This is a genomic window from Thermosynechococcus sp. Uc (genome assembly GCF_029335995.1).
In the GTDB taxonomy this organism is placed as follows: Bacteria; Cyanobacteriota; Cyanobacteriia; order Thermosynechococcales; family Thermosynechococcaceae; genus Thermosynechococcus.
Genome location: NZ_JARJMS020000078.1, coordinates 1 through 23,929 on the forward strand (window position 1 = coordinate 1; position 23,929 = coordinate 23,929).

Sequence of the window (23,929 nt, forward strand, 5' to 3'; positions counted from 1 at the left end):
GTGGGGGGGCGATCGCGGGGCGTGACCAGTCTCCCTTCAATGAGAGTCTGCTGCCATTGCTCTAGGGTCGGCGGTTCATGGCCAAAGCGGGCTAAACTGGCAAGGTAAATCTCACCGCTGCTGCGGGCACGAATCAGTAGGGAACGGCCATTGAGAGGCGGCTCGAGTCCTTGCACAGGAATCGGTAAATTGGCGATTAGGGCATAGCGGCGGGGAGGAATCAGAACTTGCGCTGGCCAGCCCAGTTGCCGTCGTTGCCGCAGGATATCCAGCATGACGCGATCGCCAGGACCAGCAAAAATTTGCCCTAGATCATTTACCTGTTGACTGGGCAGGGGATGAAAGGGAGCCTCCGGTTGACTGAGGTAACTGGCGGCATGGATTAGATTCACCGTTACCGGTTCAGAGCGGGGATTATAGGCGAGAATTCCCAAGTAGAGGGTCGTCCGCTCCTGCGGGTCGAGGGGACGGGCAATATGGTGGGCAAAAATATCAAAGCGATTGCGAAACGGAAAGTCCAAGTGGGCACTGGGGGTGGCTTTGCCTGCCGGCGGAAATGTGGACAAGAGAATGCCAGGCCGCTGGACTATCTCTGGGCTGTTGCTATTAAACACCGGCACTTGATCAAGGGCACCCGGCAAAGGAAGCACTTGTTGTGGTGCTTCAATCGTTTCTGGCGCTTGAGCCATCACTGGCAAAATGACAGCAAGTGCCACACAGCTCCCCCGCCACCAACGGAAATCAATAGCCATTACCTTAGTAGTTAATTTGCAGCGTTACACTTGCCTCCACCTGTAACTCCCCGGAGACCACAGGCGTACTCTCCGCCATTGTTGCCGCGCGCACAGCAAAGGGTCTAGGCGGTGGCGTTGTCTGACTAATCTGAATACTCATTACTTGGCGCGGTTGGAGATTGAGGACGCTTAGGACTGCTTGGGCTTGACTTTGAGCCTCTTGGGTGGCCCGCTGTAGGGCAGTGCGTTGGGCAGCAGCAATGGTGGCCTCTGGGGCAGTAAAGCTGATGTTCTCGATCGTGGTTGCGCCCGCTTGGACAGCAGCATCAAGAAGGGAACCCACGCGATCGCTGGCAATGCGAAAGCTCACTGTATTGCGACCAATATAGCCCACCAAGATGCGCTGATTATTCGTGTACTGATAGTTGGGCGTGAGGCTTAGCCCCGTGGTTTGCAGTTGACTGACCTCCCGTGTCCGCAGTACCGCCAAAACGGCATTGGCGCGCCGCGCCACCTCCTGCTGCACCTCCTGAGCTGTACGGCCTTGAACTTCAACGCCAAGGCTGACTTGGGCAAGGGTAGCAGAAATGGCTTCTGTGCCCCGGCCGGTTACCGTGAGGATACGTTGGGCTTGTTGACCTACGGCGGGTTGCTTAGCAATCACCACTGCTCCCCCAAAAAGAAGAGCGGCCAGACCAAGGGTATAAATAGGCGTCAGTGTCTCTTTTATAGCGGTATTCACCACAGTTAACTCGAACACTTGTGAACTTTTTGTTTCTCTAGACTGCCGTGGATGGGGTGCTGTTCCCCCTTAGGAACGCAGGGTATGAATCTTAATAAAATTGGTTCCTTGGGGAGTTTGGGCAGGAATCCCGCCTAAAATGACAATCTTATCTCCCTCGGTGGCTATTTGACGCTCCTTAAGTTGGTTTTCAGCCACGGCAATCATCCCTTCAAAGGTCAGGGGGAGCACTTCCAAAAGAATCGGCTTCACGCCCCAGAGCAAATTCATCCAGTGATAAACCCGCGGGCGATCGGTAAAGGCAACAATCATGGGTTTTACCCGTTCTCCAGAGGCAATAGTTGCGGTGTAGCCCGTTTCCGTAAAGCAGGCGATCGCCCGCAGATCAAGGATTTGGGTAATTGTAGTCAAGGCCTCCCCCAGTGCATGGGTCTCATCATTGCGGTAGGCGGGCATATTCTCAAATTCAAGGTGCGGCTCTACATCTGCCGCAATGCGCGCCAACATTTTCACCGCTTGCACAGGAAAAGCTCCCACTGCCGATTCGCCTGACAACATCACTGCATCGGTGCCATCGAGAATGGCGTTGGCAACGTCACTGGCCTCTGCCCGCGTTGGTCGGGGATTGTGGATCATACTTTCCAGCATTTGCGTTGCCGTGATTACGGGAATACTGCGGTAGTTGCACTCACGAATGATTTGCTTTTGCAGCAGTGGGACTTTCTCTACCCGCATTTCTACGCCCAGATCCCCACGGGCAACCATAACGGCATCGGCTACACCCAAGATTGCCGAGAGATTTTCCACTGCTTGGGGTTTCTCGATTTTGGCCAGCACTGGCATATCCCCCGCACCGTGGGCAGCAAGGTACTCTCGCAACTCCCAAAGATCCTCGGCGCGGCGCACAAAACTCAGGGAGATAATATCAACCCCTTGCTCAATGCCAAATTGAATGTCTTGCTTATCTTTGTCCGTGAGGGAAGGCAACCGCAGATTCAGATCCGGCAAGTTTACCCCTTTACGACTTTTCAGCGTGCCGCCCTGCACAACACGGCAGATGACGATATCTCCTTCAACCGCTTCGACGACTAATTCTAAGAGGCCATCATCCAAGAGCACCTGCATCCCTGGCTGCGCCTCTTCGGCAAGATAGGGGTAATCAATCCCAATGCCTTGCGTCTGTTTCGCGGTGAGCGGCACGAGGTTCACTTGCGCCCCTTCCACTAATTCAATGCTCCCTTCAGGAAGCTCGCCAACACGGATTTTCGGACCTTGTAAATCCTGCAGGAGCGTCAGAGGTGTTGCCTCTTCATTGGCCACTTGTCGCAGCAGGGCAATGGTTGCTGCATGATCTTCATAATTGCCGTGGGAAAAATTTAACCGCGCCACATTCATTCCTGCGGCCAGCATTTGTTGAATCACTTCCCGAGATCGACTGGCAGGACCAATGGTGGCGACAATTTTGGTGCGACGAAAAAGCATAGAGGAAGGGGATAATGAGTCATTCTCTAAATCTTAGGTATTGTTAGGAAACTCGGCGGTATTCTGGCTTGCATTTAGCATTAAGTTTTGTGGATACAAGGATGTGGCTATAATTTGCCTCGTGGAGCTTACCTTGTGGAGGCCGCGATGACACGCCCCCTCACCCCCGATAATCAAACGCTAAGTCGTCCTTGGACATGGCAAGATGGCCTGATTATTTTGGCCTTGGTTGCCCTGATCTTTTGGATTGTCAATACCGCTGCTCAGTTCACAAAAGAGTACGATCCCACGATTACTATTGAGCTGAGTCCAGCGGTCTTGCCGAGTTACACCGCCCAAACGCTCCTGCGGATGCTGATTGCCTACATTATTTCTTTGGTGTTTAGCATCCTTTATTCCTATATTGCCTATTACAACCGTACTGCCGAAAAAATCCTGTTGCCTCTTCTGGATATTCTGCAATCGATTCCCGTGCTGTCGTTTCTACCCGGGGTGGTGCTGGCACTGATTGCTCTGTTTCCGGGGAGTCGTATTGGTGTGGAGTCGGCGGCCATTATTCTCATCTTCACGGGGATGGCTTGGAACATGACATTTAGCTTTTACCAGTCTTTGATTGGTGTGCCCCGGGAGCTGCGGGAGGTGGCGAAAATTTATCGACTGGGGTGGTGGCAGCAGGTGTGGACACTGGATCTGCCAGCGGGTGCCATTGGCTTGATCTGGAATAGTGTGATGTCAGTGGCCGGCGGTTGGTTTTTCTTGATGGCGATCGAGTCTTTTACCATTGGCGAGAAAACCTTTACGTTGCCCGGGTTAGGCTCCTATCTGGCGGAGGCCGCTAACCAACAGAATTATGCAGCCTTGGCCTATGGTCTGGTGGTTCTGATTGGCGTCATCATCATCATTGATATTTTGGTGTGGCGCCCTCTCATTGCCTGGGGTGAAAAATTCAAGGTGGAGATGGTGGAGGCGGAAAATGTACCTAAATCTTTTGTTCTTGATTTCCTGCGGCGATCGCCCACATTGCGAGCCTTCCACCAGAATATCTTTGCTCCCGTTTGGGAACGACTCGATGAGCAGTTGCGCCCTAAACAGCCACGTCAATCCCTTGTACCCCAGAGTAGTCAAGGCAACTGGCCGATAACACCGATTATTTTGCTGATTTTGGCGGTGTTTGTGGTTTGGGGGGCGATCGCCTTTTTGCGACAAATGTTTAGTGTCAGTTGGCAAGATTGGCGGCAAATTGGTCTAGGGGCAGTTCTGACAACGCTGCGGGTAATGGCGGCTCTGATTCTGTCTTTAGTCTGGACAGTTCCGGTGGGGGTAGCGATCGGGCGCAATCCCCGTGCGGCTCAAGTGTTGCAACCCATTGTCCAAATTGCGGCATCGGTGCCGGCTACGGCGCTCTTTCCTGTCCTACTGTTGGCGCTTGCCAATATGGGTGGAGGCTTAGAGATTGGCTCTGTGGCGCTGATGATGCTGGGTACAATGTGGTACATCCTTTTTAATGTCATTGCCGGTGCCCAAGCGATTCCCACGGAATTATTTGAAGCAGCGGTGGTCTATCAACTCTCTTGGTGGCAGCGGTGGCGCGTCCTGATCTTGCCGGGTATTTTTCCCTATTTGATTACCGGCATCATTACCGCTGTGGGGGGAGCTTGGAACTCCAGCATCGTCAGTGAATATGTGGAATTTCAGAATCAAACGGAGCAGACCCTTGGTTTGGGGGCCATCATTTCTGAGGCTAGTGCTCGGGGGGATTTTCCCCTACTGATGGCAGCAACGGCAGTGATGTCCCTATTAGTGGTTTTAACCAACCGCTTCGTTTGGCGTCCCCTCTATTGCTTGGCGGAAACGAAATATCAACTGCTGTAGGCGCAAATTATGCGTGTCATTGGCCTGATGAGCGGCACCTCGGTAGATGGTGTGGATGCAGCTTTGGTGGAACTACAGGGACGCGATCGCGATCTTCAGGTACAGGTGCTTAATTTTTGTACGGTGCCCTATCCCCCCGACCTGCGGCAGCAGATTCTGGAAATTTGTGGCGAAAAATCCTTGACCCTTGCAGCCTTGGCAGACTTGGATGGGGCAATTGCTGAAGCCTTTGCTCATGCGGCACAAACTGTTCAACAGGGATATCCCCCCGCAGAACTCATTGGCTCCCATGGTCAAACGGTCTTTCATCGCCCCCCCACTGGCGATTGCCTAGGCTATAGCCTGCAACTGGGACGGGGAGACTGGATTGCTTGGCGCACGGGTATTACCACCATTGCTAACTTTCGTGCTCAAGATATTGCCTTGGGCGGTCAGGGGGCGCCCCTTGTGCCTCGGGTGGATTGGTGTCTGCTGAGTCATCCCACGGAAGTGCGCTGTGTGCAAAATATCGGCGGGATTGGCAATGTCACCTACTTGCCCCCCCACCTAGAGGATCCTGACGGCAAAGGGGTGATGGGCTGGGATACTGGCCCCGGCAATATGTTGCTTGACCTAGCAGTCATGGAATTATCTGGGGGAGAATGCACCTACGATGCCGATGGGGCATGGGCACGGCAGGGCAAAATTATCGCACCCTTGGTGGATAGCTGGCTACAAGACCCCTTCTTTCATCAGCTACCGCCTAAGTCCACAGGGCGAGAGCACTTTGGGGTCGCTTTTTGGCAGCGGTGCCGTGCCGATGCAGGGGGGTTAGCCCCCGCCGATATTTTGGCCACCCTCACAGAATTCACTGCCCGCAGTATTGTTGAGAGCTATTGTCAATTTTTGCCCCAAAAACCGCAGCGGGTTCTTTTGTGTGGCGGCGGTGCCCACAATGGCTTTCTTAGGGATCGTCTTCGCATCCATCTAGGGGAGATCCCAGTGGAAACAACAACTGCTGCTGCTGGGATACCCGTGGATGCAAAGGAGGCGATCGCCTTTGCTATTCTTGCCTACTGGCATGAGTTGGGGCTGTCGGGGAATTTGCCCCAAGTCACGGGAGCACGCCAAGCGGTTCCCCTAGGTCAGCGATGGATTGGACAGCGATGACAAGAACTCGATTTTCGCCTATTGTCACCACGGCTGAAATGCAAGCCATTGAGGGAGCGATGTTCAATCGCGGCTTCCCTGTGCCAGCCCTGATGGAAAAGGTGGGACAGCGCCTTAGTCATTTTCTCCAGAGTGAGTTTCCAAGGGCACAGTATCCCCGTGTAGGCATTTTGGCCGGTCCCGGGCACAACGGCGGCGATGCTTTAGTGGTGGCACGGGAACTCTGGCACCGAGGGTATGCGGTCACCCTCTGGCAGCCCTTTGATCGCTTGAAGCCCCTGACGGCGGATCATGCCCGCTATGCCCGCTTTCTTGGCATTCCTTTTGTGCAGACTGTAGCAGCGCTACAGGAGGTTAATCTCATTGTCGATGGTCTCTTTGGCTTTGGCCTAGAGCGAGAGCTGACGGGGGAACTCACCCACAGCATCAATCAGATCAATACCTGGAGGCAACCACGGGTCAGCATTGATGTCCCTTCGGGGCTACACAGTGATACAGGAGCGGTTTTAGGGGCGGCAATTCAGGCCGATCGCACCCTTTGCCTAGGCCTGTGGAAGCGGGGGCTGTTGGTGGAAGAGGCACAGCCATGGGTGGGGCAGGGTGTGTTAATCCCTTTCGATATTCCCGCCTCAATCATTGAGGAGGTCTTGGCCACAACTCCTCGAGGATTTTGTTTAGATCAGACGTGTTGGCAAGACCTGCCCCTAGGGCGATCGCCCATTACCCACAAGTACCAACAGGGGCAGTTGCTCCTGTTGGGTGGCTCGACGGCCTACGGCGGCAGTATTCTCCTCAGTGCGCTCGCGGCACGCTGTACAGGGGTAGGGATGTTGGTGGTGGCCGTGCCGCAGTCTTTGAAGCCCCTTGTTTTGATGCGAGTTCCCGATGCGATTGTTGTCGGCTGTCCTGAAACTCCCACAGGGGCGATCGCTCACTTACCAGAGACTTTAGATTTAACCCGGTTCTCAGCCATTGCCTGCGGACCGGGGTTGACCCCTGAGGCAGTAGGGGTTGTGGAAACGGTTCTGAGGGCTGGGCGATCGCTAGTTTTGGATGCCGATGCCCTGAATATCCTAGCCAAATTCACCCCTTGGCCACTGCCAAATTCCACGATTTTGACTCCCCACTACGGGGAATTTCGCCGCCTCTTTCCAGACCTTGTGGCAGCAGGGGGCGATCGCCTCGACCAAGTCACAGCAGCCGCAGCTCGCAGTAATGCCGTTGTGGTTCTCAAGGGGGCACGGACAGCCATTGCCTCTTCTAAAGGTGACCTCTGGATCAATCCTGAGAGTACCCCTGCCCTTGCTCGAGGGGGTAGCGGTGATGTGCTCACCGGTCTCATTGGCGGTCTGCTGGCACAGCAGGAGGCTCTTACCGCAGCTTGCTGTGGTGTCTGGTGGCATGCCCAAGCAGGACTTCAAGCAGAACAACAGGCGACTTCCCTAGGGGTCTATCCCGAACACTTGATTGCTCACCTGTTACCGACGCTTCAGGCTGCTTTAACCAGTTGCGTTTAGTTTTTTGGCCAAGAGTTGATTGGTCAGCTTGGGATCAGCCCGTCCACCGGTTTTTTTCATCATCTGGCCAACAAAGAAGCCCTGAAGTTTTGTTTTGCCAGCGCGGTATTGCTCCAGTTCATTGGGATGCGCCGCCAGCACTTCATCGATCATCGCCTCCAGGACAGCCACATCAGAGATCTGACTGAGGCCTTTTTGTTCCACGAGGACTTTGGGGGAGCCACCGTGAGCCAGTAATTCAGGCAGCAAATCTTTAGCCATTTTGCTACTGATTGTGCCCGCCTCAATGAGTTGGATCAGTTCCGCCAATTCAGCAGGCTTCAAGGGCAGGGTCTCAATCCCCCGCTTTTGTTCCTTGAGATAGGCCGTAATATCGCCCATGATCCAGTTGGCCGCCAATTTCGGGGGTGCCCCAGCAGCAACCGTGGCTTCAAAATATTCGGCAACGGTGCGCTCATCAGTAAGAACGCGGGCATCCTGTGGCGGTAAACCCCACTCAGTCTCGTAGCGGTGACGCTTTTGCGCTGGCAGTTCAGGCAGATCTGCACGCCATGCCGCCAATTGCTCAGCACTGACTTCAATTGGGCCAAGATCGGGTTCAGGAAAGTAGCGGTAGTCACTGGAACCTTCCTTGACGCGCATGGTGCGCGTTTGCTGAGTGGCTTCATCCCAGAGGCGGGTTTCTTGCACAATGGGTTCTCCCGCTTTGACGGCAGCCACTTGCCGCTCAATTTCATAGTCAATGGCGCGCTGGATGGCACTAAAGGAGTTCATGTTTTTAATCTCCACCTTCGTGCCAAAGGTGTTGCTGCCCACGGGGCGCACAGAGATATTGACATCGCAGCGCAGTGACCCCTCCTGCATATTGCCATCGCAAACCCCCAAGTAACGGAGAATGCGCCGCAGTTCTTGGGCGTATTCGGCAGCCTCTTGACCCGTGCGCAGATCTGGCTCAGAGACAATTTCAACAAGGGGTACTCCCGCTCGATTCAAGTCCACTAAGGAGTAGGTGGAGCCGGACAGGCGATCGCTCCCCGCGTGAACCAGTTTGCCGGCATCTTCCTCCATGTGCAGACGAGTAATGCCAATTTTTTTTCGGCTGGCGGTGCCGTTATCATCCACCAATTCAATCTCTAGGTAGCCATGCTGGGCAATGGGCAGGTCATACTGCGAGATTTGATAGTTTTTTGGCAAATCGGGATAAAAATACTGCTTGCGATCAAACTTGCTGTAGGGGGCAATCTGACAATTGAGGGCTAAGCCCGCCTTCACCGCATATTCGAGTACCTTTTCATTTAACACAGGGAGGGTTCCCGGCAAACCCAAACACACTGGATCGATATTGGTATTTGGGGGTGCCCCAAACTGAGTTGAGCTACTGGAGAAAATTTTGGTTTGGGTACTCAGTTGGCAGTGAATCTCTAAGCCAATCACCGCCTCGTAGGTAAGACTAGCGGGATCTACAGAGGTGGGTTCAGGAGCAACGGTTGCTGCCTGTTTTGTCGAGGTTGACGGGGTAGATTTCGAGGTTTTTGCCGTTTTGGCTGCTTGCCGTTTGCTGGATTTTGCCTTTGCCATCAGAAACTCCACAAGGATACCGCCACTATAAAGCAGCTTAGTCAGGGGGGAATTGAGGATCAAGAGTTAGGGGCGATGATTGCGTTCCTCCATGGGTACATAGGGCTGATTGTGGGCACCTGTATAGACTTGGGTGGGGCGATAGATGCGATTGGCCTCTAGCTGTTCCTTCCAGTGGGCTAGCCAACCCGCCACCCGGGCGATCGCAAACACAGGTGTAAACAAGTCACTGGGAATCCCCAGCCGCCGATAAACAAGGCCAGAGTAAAAATCTACATTGGGATAAATCCCCTTGTAACTGAGATATTCGCCCACCACTTCTTCTAGTTTCAGAGCAATGTCGTAGTAGCGATCGCCCCCAAACTTATCAAACAACTGTTCCGCCAACTTCTGCAAAATTGTAGCGCGGGGATCTTTTACTTTATACACGCGGTGGCCAAACCCAGCAATTTTGACCTTATTCTGGATGCACTTTTCCACATAAGGACGGACATTCTCCACACTGCCGATTTCTGCGAGCATATTGATCACATCTTCATTGGCACCTCCATGGAGTGGCCCGGCTAGGGTACCCACTGCTGAAGCAACCACGGCATAGGGATCTGTCAATGTTGAGGCCGTCACCCGCGCCGAGAAGGTGGAGGCATTCATCGTGTGCTCGGCATGGAGAATCAAGCAAATATCAAACACCCGCGCTGCAAAGGGATCAGGATGCCGCTCATTGAGCATATAGAGAAAGTTGGCTGCGTAGTCCAGTTCATCACAGGGCATGACCGGATCATTTCCCTTGCGGATGAGTTGAAACGCCGCCACCATGGTTGGAATTTTTGCTAATAGACGAACGACCGCTGCACGAATGTACTCTGGATCGTCAAGTGCCCGCCGTGAATAGAATAATCCCAATGCTCCCGCCGAGGCTTGGAGGGCGTCCATGGGGTGGCCACTGTCGGGGAAGCATTTCATCATGTCACGAATCCGATATTTGACGCGGCGATGATAGGTAATATCGTGCTCAAAAGCTGCCAATTCCTCCTTGGTTGGCCAGTAGCCCCAAATCAACAAAAAGGCGGTTTCCAAAAATGTGCTTTTTTCCGCTAGTTCCTGAATTGGGACACCGCGATACTCAAGAATACCGGCTTGGCCATCCACATAACTAATGGCCGATTGGGCAACGGGAATACCCTCAAGACCGGGTCTAAATTCGTAAGCAACCATCCTAGGGTGTCCTTAAAAACGGGCAAGCTAAACTGGAATTGCAGTATTGATCAATTTTAGGGGAGAGGGGAAAGATGTTGGTATATTAGGCTGCTCCCCCACTTCCCTAAAGCTTTGCAACGTTTTCTCAGCCTTGGAAAACGACCTCGCTAGGATCGCGATCGCCCGTGTTGAACCCACAGCCATCTTTGGCACTCAGATGGAGCGCCCTGTGGGTAAACGCCTCAACATTCCCTGTGGTGTTATTGCTGCCCCCAGCCATATTCAGGACTTTCCCGTGGGCTACCGACCCTTCTTGGGCGATGAAGGCACCAATCAACTAGTAGAGTTAATCTACAATTCCTTCACCTGATTTGTGCGTGGCAAAGTAAAGCGCAACACTGAAAAATTTGCGTTTGAACAGGGAATGGGTGAGATTGCCGTGGAAGTGCTCTATGCCGCTAAAGAAGCGGTGGGGGCTGAATCTCCGTCTGTTGAACCTGCATGAGCGCTCCCCTTGTAGCGTATAGCGATTGGCATTTAACAAGCAATTGCTATGGTATTGCTGAAACGCATCATTGCCCTTGGTTTACTGGCAGCAGGGGTAGGGCTTGCCCCAGATACCTTTGCCCAGGGGATACCCCCGTTACGCCAAGGAATGAGCTATGCCGATGCCCGCCAACGCCTCATTGATCGCGGTTGGCAGCCCGTGGTCAGTCCACCAATGATGAATCTAACAACGACGCCAATTGTGGCCTATTTGCTGAGTCAAGGCTACAGTGAACTGATGGGCTGTCAACTGGTGGGGGTGGAGATTTGCACCTTTCAGTTTCGCAATCGCAAAGGGCATCTTTTGGAAATTGCCACCGTGAATTTACCCATTCTCCCCGGTGGTACGGTTACCAGTTGGGCACTGCGGAAGAAGTCCCCTTAGGCGATTCTTGCGTATAATGGGAAGCCGTAACCTTTTTTAGGAACTGCAGTATGGTGTCTTCTCCGATTAAGCCTGAAGCCCCAGTTCGTCACGATGTCAAAGACTTGAGCCTTGCACCTTTAGGGCAGCAACGGATTCAATGGGCAGGGCGGGAGATGCCAGTGCTGCGTCAGATTCGCGATCGCTTTGAGAAAGAAAAACCCCTTGCGGGGATTCGCCTAGCCGCCTGCTGCCATGTGACCACAGAAACTGCCAATCTGGCGATCGCCCTCAAAGCCGGAGGTGCAGATGCAGTGCTCATTGCCAGTAATCCCCTTTCTACCCAAGACGATGTGGCCGCTAGTCTAGTGGTGAACTATGGCATTCCAGTCTTTGCCCAAAAAGGGGAAGACACCGCCACCTATAGACGCCACGTCAATATTGCCCTTGATCACCGCCCCAACATCATCATTGATGACGGCTGTGATGTGGTTGCCACTTTGGTGAAAGAACGCCAGCACCAACTCAGCGACATTATTGGCACCACCGAAGAAACCACCACTGGTATTGTGCGCCTCAAGGCCATGTTCCGCGATGGCGTCCTCACTTTTCCCGCCATTAACGTCAACGATGCCGACACCAAGCACTTCTTTGACAACCGCTACGGCACCGGTCAATCCACGCTAGATGGCATCATTCGAGCAACGAACATTCTCCTAGCGGGGAAAACTGTTGTGGTTGCTGGCTATGGCTGGTGCGGTAAAGGGACAGCCCTGCGGGCACGGGGCATGGGCGCCAACGTGATTGTGACCGAAATTGATCCTGTGCGAGCCATTGAAGCAGTCATGGATGGCTTCCGGGTCATGCCAATGCTGGAAGCTGCCCCCCTCGGCGATATTTTTATTACAGTGACGGGGAATAAGCACGTGATTCGGGCAGAGCACTTTGCCGTCATGAAAGATGGGGCAATGGTAGCCAACTCTGGTCACTTTGACATTGAAATTGACCTTGCCACCCTAAAAACCCTTGCCAAAGAAGTGCGGGTAGTGCGCAACTTTACCGAGGAATACATTCTGCCGAGTGGCAAATCCATCATTGTGTTGGGTGAAGGACGACTGATTAACCTTGCGGCTGCTGAAGGCCACCCCGCTAGTGTAATGGATATGAGTTTTGCCAACCAAGCCTTGGCCTGTGAGTACCTTGTGAAAAATAAAGGTCAGTTGGCTGCGGGTATCCATCCCATCCCCGCTGCCGTAGATCAAGAAATTGCCCGTTTGAAACTCCAAGCCATGGGGATTGCCATTGATAGCCTCACCCCTGAGCAGGTGGAGTACATGAACTCATGGACATCGGGCACCTAGGCGGCTGCATCACTCCTCAAATCAGAGCAGAACTCAACCCAGAGCCTTCCTGAGCTAAATCAGGAAGGCAATGTGCAAGCTTTAGGTTTGGGGAATAATTTTCAGCCGTGAGGTTGGTGGCTCTTCTTCAAGAGTGGTATTCCCATCCGTGAGCGGCGTAAGCGGCTGACTTAGCAGCGTGCGGATAAAGTTTGGCAGCGCAAAGACTCCCTGATGGGTCTCGCCATTGTAGAAGCGGAGGTCAGAAATCCCCCTTGTGGCAATTCGCTGCTCCACCTCTGCTGCTGTAAGGGTACAGGGGTCACTGCTTTCCGAGGCTGTTGCCATTCCCCACAGCGTACCGTACAGGGGAATATACACCAAGTAGGGGCGGACAATTGGGAAAACTTGCCGCAGCGTCGTAACCAAGCGAGCATAGGTGGTAGGCCGAGCAATTGGCGATTCTACATGCAGAGCAACCAGTCCTGCCGCTGCTAGATGCTGCTTACAAAGGTGATAAAACTCTTGGGTGTAAAGGTTCAGGGAAGGACCTTGGGGATCAGTGAGGTCGAGAAGGATTAAATCAAACTGGGCACTTGTGTTTTCCAGATAGGTGCGACCATCGCCAATCACTAGTTGGAGGCGGGGGTCTTCAAAGGCACCCCGGTGAATCGTGCCTAAATGTTGACGACAGACCTCAACGACCTCCTCATCCAACTCCGCTAAAACTACCTGCTCGATTGTGGGATATTTGAGGATTTCCTCGGCTGCACCGCCATCGCCACCCCCAATAATTAGAGCTGACCGTGGTGCTAGATGCGTTATCGCTGCCGGATGAATGAGATTTTCATGGTAGAAAAATTCATCGGCTTCCGAGGTCATAAAGAGGTGATCCAAGCACAGGAACTTGCCAAAGTGGGCAGACTCGTAGAGCGCCAGTTCTTGGTAACGAGTCTTTTTTGCCAACAGACAGCGATCGGCTCGGATATAGTAACCGGCGGCAGCGTTGAGCTGCTCTAGAAGATACAGATGATGGGTTGTCATTGCGAATTACTCTGATCCTAATCTGAACCTTGAATACCGCTGGCTATTCCCGCTCTACACATTGGGTACGGGGTAACTCGGGGTCAAAAACAGCAACCAGTTGATTAAACAGTGCTTGTGCTTTGCCCCGATTGTCTTGGCTGTAGTTACAGACATACACGTCTAAGGTGACGTAGCGCTTTTCCGGCCAAGTGTGGATGGCTAAATGAGACTCCGCTAGGACAACGGCGCCAGTGACCCCTCCTGCTTCTCCAAATTGATGAAAGAGCTCGCCCAAAACAGTTAGACCAGCTTTACGCACTGTCTCTAGGCATAGCGTTCTGAGGCAATGGCGGTCTACAAAATAACGAATGTCGCCACGACACCGATATAAATCGCCGATGAGATGAATCCCTAAACGAGGCTTGACAGGCTGCGCTGCAGCCACAGGACTATACATCATCGCTGCTCCTCCTAAAAACAACCACGATAGCAATACGTACCTTGCGGCACGCACTACCCCAGCAGTGAAGGTTGAAGTGCCTTTACTGCCAAAACGTATAATCCTCCTCCTTGCGGAGGTTGAAAGTGGCTTGCTGAGGACAACCCTTTGCCTCTTAAGCCATGTTTTTGTTGCCAGCAAATGCTAGCGTCTGCTTTTTTGAAGTAGAGGTCAGAGACTAAAACTGCTAACCAAAGCTATTATTGTATCTGAAAATTAGATGCTTGTAAAGAATAAGCAAAGACTCCGTTGCTAGCCAAAAGTGTTGAATCCTGCAACAAAACTTGGCATTCTAGGTCACAAGTGGCTCTGGTTGCCAATCAAAGCGCCAATGATCTTAGCTTGGCTGGTGTCAGCCATACATCGCCGACTGAGTTCTAGTGGCCAATATCTCAACGTATCTGACAGTCTCCTCCCAAGTGATGCAGGAATATCCACTAACTCCAAAATTAAATACCCAATCAATACCACGTATATTTGTTTAACTATCCCGTTCACACTCTTTGTCATTAACCGTTCTAAGGATCAGTGCATTTTTAGAAATTCCCGCAAATTCTCAATTGTCCACTGCTGTTGATACAGTTCAGCCACTTCCTCAGCCGTGAGACCCCGAAGGATTCGTCAATATCTGAAACTCTCTCTTGCTCTCAATATTCCAAAAATGAACTATTCGATACCGACGGTGATTCACTTCAGTTCTCATATTGTTCTTAATGCCCACAACAAACAATTTCTTTGCTTCATATAACTTGTCTAGAAACTTCCAGATGGCAAAGGCTCTCTCCATTATCGCTATGACATTTTCAGGAATCATTTCTATCACTTCCTCCTGAAAACTCAAGTCATGCCTCTTCCCAAAAGAAATGACGGCTTCACTTGTAAAGACTTCGTGTTTTATTCACTTTAGAAAAGACATATCCACCTGTATTTCTGACCAATTGAGCTGGTAAAACAAGACCCTCCTGCTGTTTAAGCTGGCCTCTAGAACATAGGTCAGCCGCATTTTGAACAACAGTTGGCAGTTCAAAACTTTCTAAGAATACGCTATTTCATCTTTTTTCTAGTCTCTCAATCTGCCGTTTAACACTTCTGGCCTCTGCGGTCAACGAGATGTGTAATTGACGGGCATGTTCTAGAACTGTGGGGCAACGTTGCGTCAGCCTGCACATTAACTAAGCGTTAGTTCGACAATTTTATCAAAGCGGAAGGTTTTCAGCAGTTGCTGAAGGCCTTCAATCAGGGCAGCTTCCTCGGTCGGGATTTCAGCAATGAGTTCACGAATGCGCTTAGCATTTAATTTTTTGGCCGCTTCTTGAAGCTCAGCAATCCAAGGACGAGGCATCACCATCAAAGCTGCTGGATCCAGCACCTGCGGCTGGGGAGTAACTGGGGCAGGCGGAGCATTCTCGTAGAGATACGTTAGGTTTAACTGGGCGGCCAGTCGTTCAAAAATCGTTTGCGGGCGGAAGGGCTTAGCAATGTAATCATCACAACCCAGATCGAGGAGTTCTCGCTTGTCCTGCTCAAAACTACTGGCAGTGACGGCAAGAATTTTAGTGGGGAAAACCCTTTCGCCGCGGCGGAGGCGATCGCCCATTTCTTTCTTGATCTGTCGTGTTGCTGTTTTACCATCCATCACGGGCATCCGAATATCCATGAGAATGGCATGGGGCTGCCAGGTGCGCCAAATCTCCACTGCCTCTTGACCATTGCAGGCTTCGCGGCAGCGAAATCCCACGGGTTCTAGGAGTTGGGTCAACAATTGACGATTTTCAGGAAGATCATCCACCACCAAAATGCGAACTTCAGAGGTGGGCGATCGCAGGCCAATAACAGTTTGTGCTTTTTGCTCCTCCAGTGCTTGGGGATTCCCCAGACCAATTTTCACCTCAAAGTAAAAATGGCTTCCCTGTCCCTTGGTGCTGCGCACCTGAATATCGCCCCCCATCAATTGCACAAACTGGCGACTAATGGCCAGCCCTAGCCCTGTACCTTCGCTCACTTTTTTACTGCTATCGGTTTGGACAAAGGGCTGAAAGAGCATTTTCAACTCTTCAGGGGTCATGCCAATGCCAGTGTCGCTAACTTCAAAGGCAAGGCGAGGGGGGTCTTGCGCTTTATAGCTGACCTTGAGGGAGACGCCCCCTTTTTTAGTAAATTTAATGCCATTGCCAATAAGGTTGACCAGCACTTGGCGGAGCTTCATTTCATCCGTGGTCACTGCCACCGGCAGATTCGGCGGCAGTTCAAAAACTAGACGCAAGCCCTTGGCCTCAGCTCGTACCTTTAGCATTTCTTCAAGGGTTTGCAGCATCCGCGGCAGATTAAACGTGGTTTCTTGAAGTGTGACCCGACCCGCTTCAATTTTGGCCATGTCAAGGACATCGTTAATCAAACCTAAGAGGTGCTCACCGCTGCGGTTGATCTTTTCAAGGGTTTGGCGATGCTGCGGCGCTAGGGTGCGATCGCTGAGCAAAATTTGGCTAAAGCCAAGAATGGCATTGAGAGGGGTGCGCAGTTCATGGCTCATATTGGCAAGGAAGATACTCTTGGCTTTGTTGGCTGCCTCCGCTGCCGCCTTAGCCTTGAGTAACTCCTGCTCTGCTTGATTGCGTTGATGAGCAACAAGGGCAATTGTCACAATATCGGCTACATTGCCAACAAAATTGCGTTCCTCCACGAGCCAATCCCGATGCTTGCCCACCTGTTCAACACAGATGACCCCCAACAACCGGCCATTGAGAATAATCGGGGCATCGATGAGGGAGTAGATATTGTGGAGCTTGGCATACTCTCGCAACTCATGGGTGCGGGGATCCGTCAGCAAATCCTTTACCACCAAGGGTTCTCCACTACGCAAGAGTTTTAGGTAATTGGGGTAAGTGGGCTGGGTGAGGTACGTGGGCTGGGCATGGTTATTAGCAGCCGGATCGTATTGGGCGACACATTTAAGGCGATCTTCTTGGAGTTCCCAGACGGATGCCCGCCCGACCTGTAGCGTTGTTGCTGTAACCTCAATAATTTCCTGCAATGCCATGCGAAAGTTTCCCTGCTGCACATGGGGAGATTGGCTTAATCGCACAAGGGCAGCATTGTAGCGATGGAGCACCCGTTCCTTTTCCAAAAGCTGCTGGTTGGCAGCCTCAAGGGCCGCAGTACGGTGAGCCACCTCTTCTTCGAGACGTTGGTTAAAACGGTGCAATTCGCTAAAGCTCTCCTGAAGTTGGCCGGCCATATCCAGAAAGGTGCGCCCCAAATTCCCTAGTTCATCTGAACTGGTGGTGTCAATGTCGGTTTCAATGTCTAAATGACCAGCGGCAATTTTTTGGGCAGCAGCATTTAACTTTTGAATTGGGCGCATGATGTAGCTTGTTACCCCCCACGTCACGAGACTAATTAAACAGAAAGAGAGTGCGAGAATGAGTAGCCCTGAGCGCGTTTCCTCGTAGATAAAGGCCAAAAGGGTTGCTTCATTCAGGCGAATTGCCAGACTCCAGCCTGCTTGAGAAATCGGGGTATAAAAGACCCATTGCCGCTCATTGGAAGTCCAATCCCGCATCCACAGATGGCCACTTTGGCCACTGATCATCGCTTTGCCCAAGGCCTCAAGATCACTGCGATTTTGTTCTTTGGCAATGTAGAAAATGGATTGGCCAATGAACTGCGGATGACCGTGAAAGATAATCCGTCCCTTGCGATCTAGGACAAAAAACTGCTCTTCCTTCAGGCTTTGGATGTGAATTTGCTGTTGCAGGGTTTCCAGCGCCACATCCACTGTGGCCACCCCCTGCACTTTCCCCTGACGGCGAAAGGGAACAGAATAGGTAATCATCCAAACATTCCCTGCTCCCTCGTCAAAGTAGGGATCACTCCAGCGGGGTTGGCCAGTGCGGACTGCTTCGCCATACCAGTCCCATCTAGGTTGCGTGTCGTCGTAGAGGCGGCCTGTGTTTTTTTCTACCAGTGTGCCGTTATTTTTATAAACGTAGGGGGCAAAGAGTCGTTTGCGGGGAGAAAAGGTATAGGGGGTAAAAGCGATCGCCATGCCGTAAACCAGATGGTTCATCTCCACATTGCGGCGCAAAAATGAGTACAGTTCCTGCTCCTTGGTGATTGGGAAGGTTTCTAGGGCATGGGCACTGGCCGTTGCCAACTCCGCCATCTGCTCTAGGTTGTCATCAAATTGTCTCGCATAGAGCAATACCCTGAACTGCTGCCATTGTTCATAGTCAGCGGTACTGCGGCGAATGATACGGGCGCGAATGTAGAAGAATAGACCTGTGTAGATGGCGATAATAGGCAGGAGCGTCCCCAGCAAGAGCTTATGGCGAAAGGATAACTTGCTCAGCATGGCGATCGCCCTCCGTAGGCTTTCCCTTTAATTTTAGGCTGCCTAAACAGGCGAATCCTCTAGGAAAGGGGACTGAGCACTTTGCTGTTGCTGTCAGTAACCACTTCACCCACCACTTCCGGGGTATTTGCTTCCGAAGGTGGCACCACCTGCCAGAAAAGGGGTAGGTAGCGCTCCCATTGCTCCAGAATCATTGCGGCTTTGGCACTTCCTGTGCGCTCGTGGTGAGCAGTAATCAGTTGCTTGAGTTGGGCAGCACCAATGGCAGAGGTGACTCGCTGGAGTTTAACAATTTCGGGGTTGACCTTGGCAGGAAAATGACCTGCTTCATCCAAGATGTAGGCCAAGCCACCGGTCATCCCAGCCCCCACATTGCGACCTGTAGGCCCCAAGACCACAACTACCCCACCAGTCATATACTCACAGCAGTGATCCCCTGTTCCCTCAACAACTGCAAAGGCTTTGGAGTTGCGGACGGCAAATCGCTCACCAGCACGGCCATTGGCAAAGAGGAACCCCCCGGTGGCGCCATAGAGACAGGTGTTGCCAATAATCACGTTGTCTGCGGCCGCGTAGGGAGCATTGGCGGGGGGCTTGATAATAATTTCACCGCCGTGCATGCCTTTGCCAACATAGTCATTGGCTTCGCCTGTGAGCTTGAGGATCATCCCCGGCAGATTGAAGGCACCAAAGCTCTGGCCAGCACTGCCGCGGAAGTTGAGGGTAATCTGACCTTCAAAACCAGTGTTGCTATATTTTTTAGCAATGACACCGGCGATGCGTGCCCCCACAGTGCGATCAGTGTTGGCAATTGGCAGGTCGAGTTGAAGAGTTTGTTGTTTTTCTATGGCAGCTTGCACCTCTGGGCGTGCCAAAATCTCATCATCGAGAACGGCACCGTTACTGTGAACGGTTTCGTGCTGCAACCAGTGGCGATTGCTGCGCGTATCAGGCAGCTTGGTCAGGCAATCCAGATTCAGGGGGGCAGTTTTGCTTAAGGTGACATCTTGCCGCGGTACCAGCAGATCAGCACGGCCAATGATCTCATTCAGGCTGCGATAGCCCAACTTGGCGAGAATCGAGCGCACCTCCTCGGCAATAAAGAGGAAGAAATTCACCACATGCTCTGGTGTTCCTGGGAAGCGCTTGCGCAGTTCCTCTTTTTGGGTGGCCACACCCACTGGACAATTGTTGGTGTGGCAGATGCGTGCCATGATGCAGCCTTCGGCAATCATTGCCACTGAGCCAAAGCCAAACTCTTCGGCGCCCATCAGTGCCGCCATGACCACATCCCAGCCACACTTGAGGCCACCATCTACCCGCAGAATCACGCGATCGCGCAGTTGATTTTCGAGGAGAACACGGTGAACCTCCGTCAGCCCCAATTCCCATGGACTACCGGCATGCTTAATCGAACTTAGGGGCGAAGCACCGGTGCCACCGTCGTGACCGGAAATTTGAATCACATCTGCGTTGGCTTTTGCCACCCCGGCGGCAATCGTACCAATACCAATTTCTGCCACTAGTTTCACGGAGACTTGAGCTTGGGGATTGATCTGGTGCAGATCAAAGATCAGTTGTGCCAAATCCTCAATGGAATAGATGTCATGGTGTGGTGGTGGTGAAATTAAGGAGACTCCTGGCTTCGATTGCCGCAGCATGGCAATGTAGGGGCTGACTTTGGTGCCCGGCAGTTGCCCCCCTTCCCCCGGTTTAGCGCCTTGGGCAATCTTGATTTCAATTTGCTGGGCATTGATCAAGTACTCGGGGGTAACACCAAAGCGACCAGAGGCCACCTGCTTGATGGCGGAACTGGCGGTATCGCCGTTGCGCAAGCCCCGCAAATGGGGAAATTGGGGAGAGCGCCCCTCGGCATCCACATCCGTGAGCACTTGGAAGCGAATCGGATCTTCGCCGCCCTCCCCGGAGTTGGATTTGCCGCCAAGACGGTTCATGGCGATCGCCAGCACCTCATGGGCTTCCCGCGAGAGGGCGCCCAAGGACATGCCGCCGGTACAGAAGCGTTTGACAATGTCACTGGCGGGTTCAACCTCTTCGAGGGGGATACTGGGGCGATCGCTCTGAAAGTCCAGCAGATCCCGCAGTGCCGTGGGCACGCGACCGGTGAGTTGGCGGCGATAGACCTCATAGTGGTCGTAGCTATTGCTGCTGACTGCTTTGTGGAGGGCCTTGGCCATCTCTGGATTATTCATGTGGTACTCGCCCCCCGGCCGAAATTGGACAAAGCCAAAGTTCGCCAGTTTCTTGGCTGTAAGTTCGGGGAAGGCCTGGTGGTGAAAGGCAATTGTTTCTTGGGCTAAGTCTTTGAGAGTCAGACCCCCCACCCGTGACGTAGTGCCAATGAAGGCTTTATTGAGCAGGTCATCGCCAATGCCAATGGCCTCAAAAATTTGAGCACCGCGATAGCTGGCAATTAGAGAAATTCCCATCTTGGAGAGGATTTTCAGAAGTCCCTCCTCTACCGCTTTGCGATAGTTGGCTTGAACCTGTTGCAGTGTCAGTTGCGGTAGTTTGCCTTTGGCCATCAGGCTTTGGGTGCGATCGCTATGCCACCACTGGCGAATGGTTTCCCATGTTAGGTAGGGACACACAGCTCCAGCGCCATAGCCAATGAGGCAAGCAAAGTGATGGGTACTCCAGCACTGGGCTGTTTCCACCACAAGGGAGACGCGACGGCGAATGCCCTGGGCAATTAAATGGTGGTGCACGGCCCCTACGGCCAATAGGGGCGGGATGTAGGACGTGTCGGCATCCAAAAGATGGGGTTCGCCAGCCAGATTGTGGCGATCGCTCAGAACAAGGATTTCAGCCCCCCCTTTGACTGCTGCGGCGGCCTGTTCACAGAGCCGATTCACAGCGGCCTCAAGAGCCGCCGGCCCTTGGGCGATCGCAAACTGCGTCGAAAGGCGGGTCGTGCCAAAGGGTGCTTTGAGAATCTCCTCTAGCTCCGCTTCATTGACTAGGGGTGAATTGAGTTGCAGCAGGCGAGCATCCTCTGGGCTTTCAATGAGCAGATTCCCCCGCTTCCCTAGGCGAGTAACTAAAGACATCACCAGTTTTTCCCGCAGCGGATCAATTGCGGGATTGGTGACTTGGGCAAAGCGCTGCTTGAAGTAGTCATACAGCAGGTGAGGTTGCTGAGACAGTACCGCCAAAGGAATGTCATCCCCCATGCAGAATGTGGGTTCCTTGCCGTCTTTGGCCATGGCCTCAATGATCATCTCCACGTCTTCGGCACTGAAACCAAAGGCCATCTGCTGTTGTAGGCAAGTCTGGTTTTCAAGGGTAAGGGCTTCGCCGTAGGGTTGGGGGGTGAGTTGTTGGCGATAGGTTTTTAGCCATTCCCCATAGGGCTGCTGCTGTGCCACCCGCTGTTTAATTTCCCAATTGGTGAGCAGTTCTTGGTGCTCTAGGTCAACGGCAATCATCTGCCCAGGGCCAAGACGCCCTTTTTCAATCACCGTTGCTTCATCAATTTGAATGCTACCCGCCTCTGAAGAGACAATCACTAGATCATCACTGGTGAGGGTGTAGCGAGCGGGGCGCAGGCCATTGCGATCAAGGGTGGCGCCGACAATTTTGCCATCGGAAAAAGCCACTAATGCAGGACCATCCCAAGCTTCTTGCAGGCCGCTATAGTATTCGTAAAAGTCCACCACCTCTGGGTGATCCGCCAAATCTGGCTGGTTTTGATAGGCCTCAGGAATCAGCATCATCATTGCCTGCAACGGCTGCCGTCCGCACTGCACCAGCAATTCGAGGACACTGTCAAGATTGGCGGAGTCACTGCTTTCGGCATTGACGACAGGCAGGAGATCCACAAAGGCCTCTCCCCAGTAGGGATGGCTCAGTTGGGTTGCCCGTGCCCGCATCCAGTTGATATTGCCCAAGAGGGTATTGATTTCGCCGTTGTGCCCCAACATGCGCATGGGCTGAGCCAAAGGCCACTTGGGCATTGTGTTGGTGCTGAAGCGACGATGATAGAGGGCAAAGGGGGTGATGTAGTTGGGATTGCGCAGATCTTCGTAAAACTGCGCCAACACTACCGAGCGCACCATGCCCTTATAGACAATTGTGCGGGTCGAGAAAGAACAAATATAAAAATCCTGTCGCCAGTCTGCTTTGGTTTGGGCGATCGCCCGCTCAATGCGCTTGCGGGTCAAATAGAGCTGCCGTTCCAGTTCATCGCCACTGGCTTTGCTCGAGGCCACAAAAAGCTGCTCAATCTGGGGCTGATTTTGTTTGGCTTGCGTCCCCAACACATCGGGATTTACAGGCACTGGTCGCCAGCCCAAAAGACGCAGTTCATTCTCACTGAGGATTTTTTCAACAATGGCCTTGGCTGCTGCTGTTGCCGCCCCTTGGGGCAAAAAGATCATTGCCACCCCAATCCGCTGCCGCGGAACGCCAAACTCCGGCAACAACTCCCAGGGAATTGCCGTCATGATGCCCGCACCATCCCCAGAGTCGCGATCGGCACTACAGCCCCCGCGGTGTTCAAGGCAGGTCAATCCCTCAAGGGCTTGGTTCAAGATGCGGTGACTGGCCACCCCTTTGCGATGGGCAACAAAACCCACACCACAAGCATCTCGCTCGGCTACAAGCCAAGGTTGTCCATGGTAACCAACTGAATGCACAGGGGAAGGAAAGGAGGATTGTTGCATGGGTCTAAAAACGTTCAATTGGCTGAGGGGTCAAAACGTTGTCTAGGCAACAGCAATTTGCTCTACTGACTGAAAAACGCCACGGCTCTAAAGGGGGAGCCAAGGCGACGGTATAGAAATTAGAGAGTGCTGGTCAACTACCCCGGCCGAAAGGCCGGAGCTTGTCCCTGTACTAGGCAACAAGAAGGTGGTCTTGCTGCGGTTCCGAGACTTTAGGCGCGTTGACAAGCGCCCTAGCTCTGGAACAGATGTTCCCAGCCGCGCTCCCATCCGCGGGGTCGGCGTGCCCGCAGGCCACGCAGCGAAACTCGGTTGGCAATGGGCGGTTGGCTTTGGCGATATGCCCGCAGCACAAGTATTGCCGGCTGGTGTTTTTTGGATTGACAAGGATGAGAGCGACGCCTTCGCGCTTCGTCTTGTACTCGATGCAGCTGCAAAGCTGATGCAAAGCCCAGCCACTCATCTTCGCCCGTTGCGTCTTGCAAAACCGTGTCCGAGCGCGGATGCCCCTCAGGTCTTCTAGAGCAAGCCCGCGTCCGGTGCCTTTGGCTTTGGCAACGAGCAATTTGGAAACGAGATGGCTTACATCCTTACGGAATCGCGCCTCGCCTCCTGCCACAGATTTGAGCGTTCTGCGTATGTTCTTGAGCCACAAACCACGCCGCTTCCCTCCGGCAACTGCCTTCTGGAGACTGCGGCGTAGGGCATGGTTGCGAATGCAACAGGCTTCGATAGCCACACCGGCATATCGGTCTCCATCGCTGTCCGTGGGAATGTTCGCCACCCCCAAGTCCCTGCCGATGAAGTCGGTCAGTGGCGTCTTCGTACCCTCCGGCAGTTCGACAGT

Annotated in this window: 16 protein-coding genes and 1 pseudogene; 6 read left to right on the forward strand and 11 right to left on the reverse strand. The window is 52.9% G+C overall.

Annotation, left to right across the window (positions count from 1 at the left end):
- The 3 genes from P3X23_RS08675 to pyk form a co-directional block, all read right to left on the reverse strand.
- On the reverse strand, nucleotides 1-689 hold a 689-nt coding region (locus P3X23_RS08675; protein ID WP_367186570.1), incomplete at its 3' end, for a DUF3370 family protein.
- Between the two features lie 67 nt (nucleotides 690-756).
- On the reverse strand, nucleotides 757-1,494 hold the full coding sequence (locus P3X23_RS08680; RefSeq protein ID WP_300875504.1) for an SIMPL domain-containing protein: 738 nt from the start codon (nucleotides 1,492-1,494) through the stop codon (nucleotides 757-759).
- A gap of 51 nt (nucleotides 1,495-1,545) precedes the next feature.
- Nucleotides 1,546-2,958, reverse strand: coding sequence for a pyruvate kinase (gene pyk, locus P3X23_RS08685; RefSeq protein WP_300875507.1), 1,413 nt, complete (start codon nucleotides 2,956-2,958; stop codon nucleotides 1,546-1,548).
- A gap of 147 nt (nucleotides 2,959-3,105) precedes the next feature.
- On the opposite strand from pyk, the gene P3X23_RS08690 reads away from it, so the two are divergent.
- From P3X23_RS08690 to P3X23_RS08700, 3 genes are read left to right on the forward strand one after another with little or no spacing between them, the layout of a single operon-like run.
- Nucleotides 3,106-4,830 carry an ABC transporter permease subunit gene (locus P3X23_RS08690; RefSeq protein ID WP_300875510.1) on the forward strand — a complete coding sequence of 575 codons (1,725 nt, stop codon included), beginning with the start codon at nucleotides 3,106-3,108 and terminating at the stop codon, nucleotides 4,828-4,830.
- A gap of 6 nt (nucleotides 4,831-4,836) precedes the next feature.
- A complete protein-coding gene (locus P3X23_RS08695; protein WP_367186572.1) occupies nucleotides 4,837-5,979 on the forward strand; it encodes an anhydro-N-acetylmuramic acid kinase in 1,143 nt (380 codons plus the stop codon).
- Nucleotides 5,976-7,496, forward strand: a complete 1,521-nt coding sequence (locus P3X23_RS08700; RefSeq protein ID WP_300875516.1) for an NAD(P)H-hydrate dehydratase — start codon at nucleotides 5,976-5,978, stop codon at nucleotides 7,494-7,496. Before P3X23_RS08695 ends, P3X23_RS08700 begins: the two co-directional genes overlap by 4 nt.
- Here the strand turns inward: P3X23_RS08700 and gatB are convergent.
- Nucleotides 7,479-9,074 (reverse strand): Asp-tRNA(Asn)/Glu-tRNA(Gln) amidotransferase subunit GatB, encoded by a 1,596-nt coding sequence (gene gatB, locus P3X23_RS08705; protein ID WP_300875519.1) that lies wholly within the window; start codon nucleotides 9,072-9,074, stop codon nucleotides 7,479-7,481. The two genes, P3X23_RS08700 and gatB, sit on opposite strands and share 18 nt — an antisense overlap.
- Nucleotides 9,075-9,140: 66 nt before the next feature.
- Nucleotides 9,141-10,289: a citrate synthase gene (locus P3X23_RS08710; protein ID WP_300875521.1), complete on the reverse strand. Its 1,149-nt coding sequence runs from the start codon at nucleotides 10,287-10,289 to the stop codon at nucleotides 9,141-9,143.
- Nucleotides 10,290-10,446: 157 nt separating this feature from the next.
- Here P3X23_RS08710 and P3X23_RS08715 point away from each other — a divergent pair.
- The 3 genes and pseudogenes from P3X23_RS08715 to ahcY all read left to right on the forward strand — a co-directional run.
- Nucleotides 10,447-10,776: pseudogene (locus P3X23_RS08715) on the forward strand (ferredoxin:protochlorophyllide reductase (ATP-dependent) subunit B); the annotation flags it as partial.
- Nucleotides 10,777-10,824: 48 nt separating this feature from the next.
- The gene (locus P3X23_RS08720) at nucleotides 10,825-11,202 is read left to right on the forward strand and encodes a hypothetical protein (RefSeq protein WP_300875523.1); all 378 of its coding nucleotides are present in this window, start codon (nucleotides 10,825-10,827) and stop codon (nucleotides 11,200-11,202) included.
- 65 nt (nucleotides 11,203-11,267) lie between these two features.
- Nucleotides 11,268-12,542, forward strand: a complete 1,275-nt coding sequence (gene ahcY, locus P3X23_RS08725; RefSeq protein ID WP_367186573.1) for an adenosylhomocysteinase — start codon at nucleotides 11,268-11,270, stop codon at nucleotides 12,540-12,542.
- An 81-nt stretch (nucleotides 12,543-12,623) separates the two neighbouring features.
- Here the strand turns inward: ahcY and speE are convergent, their stop codons facing one another.
- The 6 genes from speE to P3X23_RS08750 all read right to left on the reverse strand — a co-directional run.
- On the reverse strand, nucleotides 12,624-13,565 hold the full coding sequence (gene speE / locus P3X23_RS08730) for a polyamine aminopropyltransferase (protein WP_300875529.1): 942 nt from the start codon (nucleotides 13,563-13,565) through the stop codon (nucleotides 12,624-12,626).
- A 43-nt stretch (nucleotides 13,566-13,608) separates the two neighbouring features.
- The gene (gene speD / locus P3X23_RS08735) at nucleotides 13,609-14,007 is read right to left on the reverse strand and encodes an adenosylmethionine decarboxylase (protein ID WP_300875532.1); all 399 of its coding nucleotides are present in this window, start codon (nucleotides 14,005-14,007) and stop codon (nucleotides 13,609-13,611) included.
- A 634-nt stretch (nucleotides 14,008-14,641) separates the two neighbouring features.
- Nucleotides 14,642-14,944, reverse strand: coding sequence for a transposase (locus P3X23_RS12010; RefSeq protein WP_367186574.1), 303 nt, complete (start codon nucleotides 14,942-14,944; stop codon nucleotides 14,642-14,644).
- Nucleotides 14,945-15,214: 270 nt separating this feature from the next.
- A complete protein-coding gene (locus P3X23_RS08740) occupies nucleotides 15,215-18,397 on the reverse strand; it encodes an ATP-binding protein (protein WP_300875535.1) in 3,183 nt (1,060 codons plus the stop codon).
- Between the two features lie 59 nt (nucleotides 18,398-18,456).
- The gene (locus P3X23_RS08745; protein WP_300875538.1) at nucleotides 18,457-23,082 is read right to left on the reverse strand and encodes a glutamate synthase-related protein; all 4,626 of its coding nucleotides are present in this window, start codon (nucleotides 23,080-23,082) and stop codon (nucleotides 18,457-18,459) included.
- A 172-nt stretch (nucleotides 23,083-23,254) separates the two neighbouring features.
- On the reverse strand, nucleotides 23,255-23,929 hold a 675-nt coding region (locus P3X23_RS08750; protein ID WP_300875540.1), incomplete at its 5' end, for a transposase.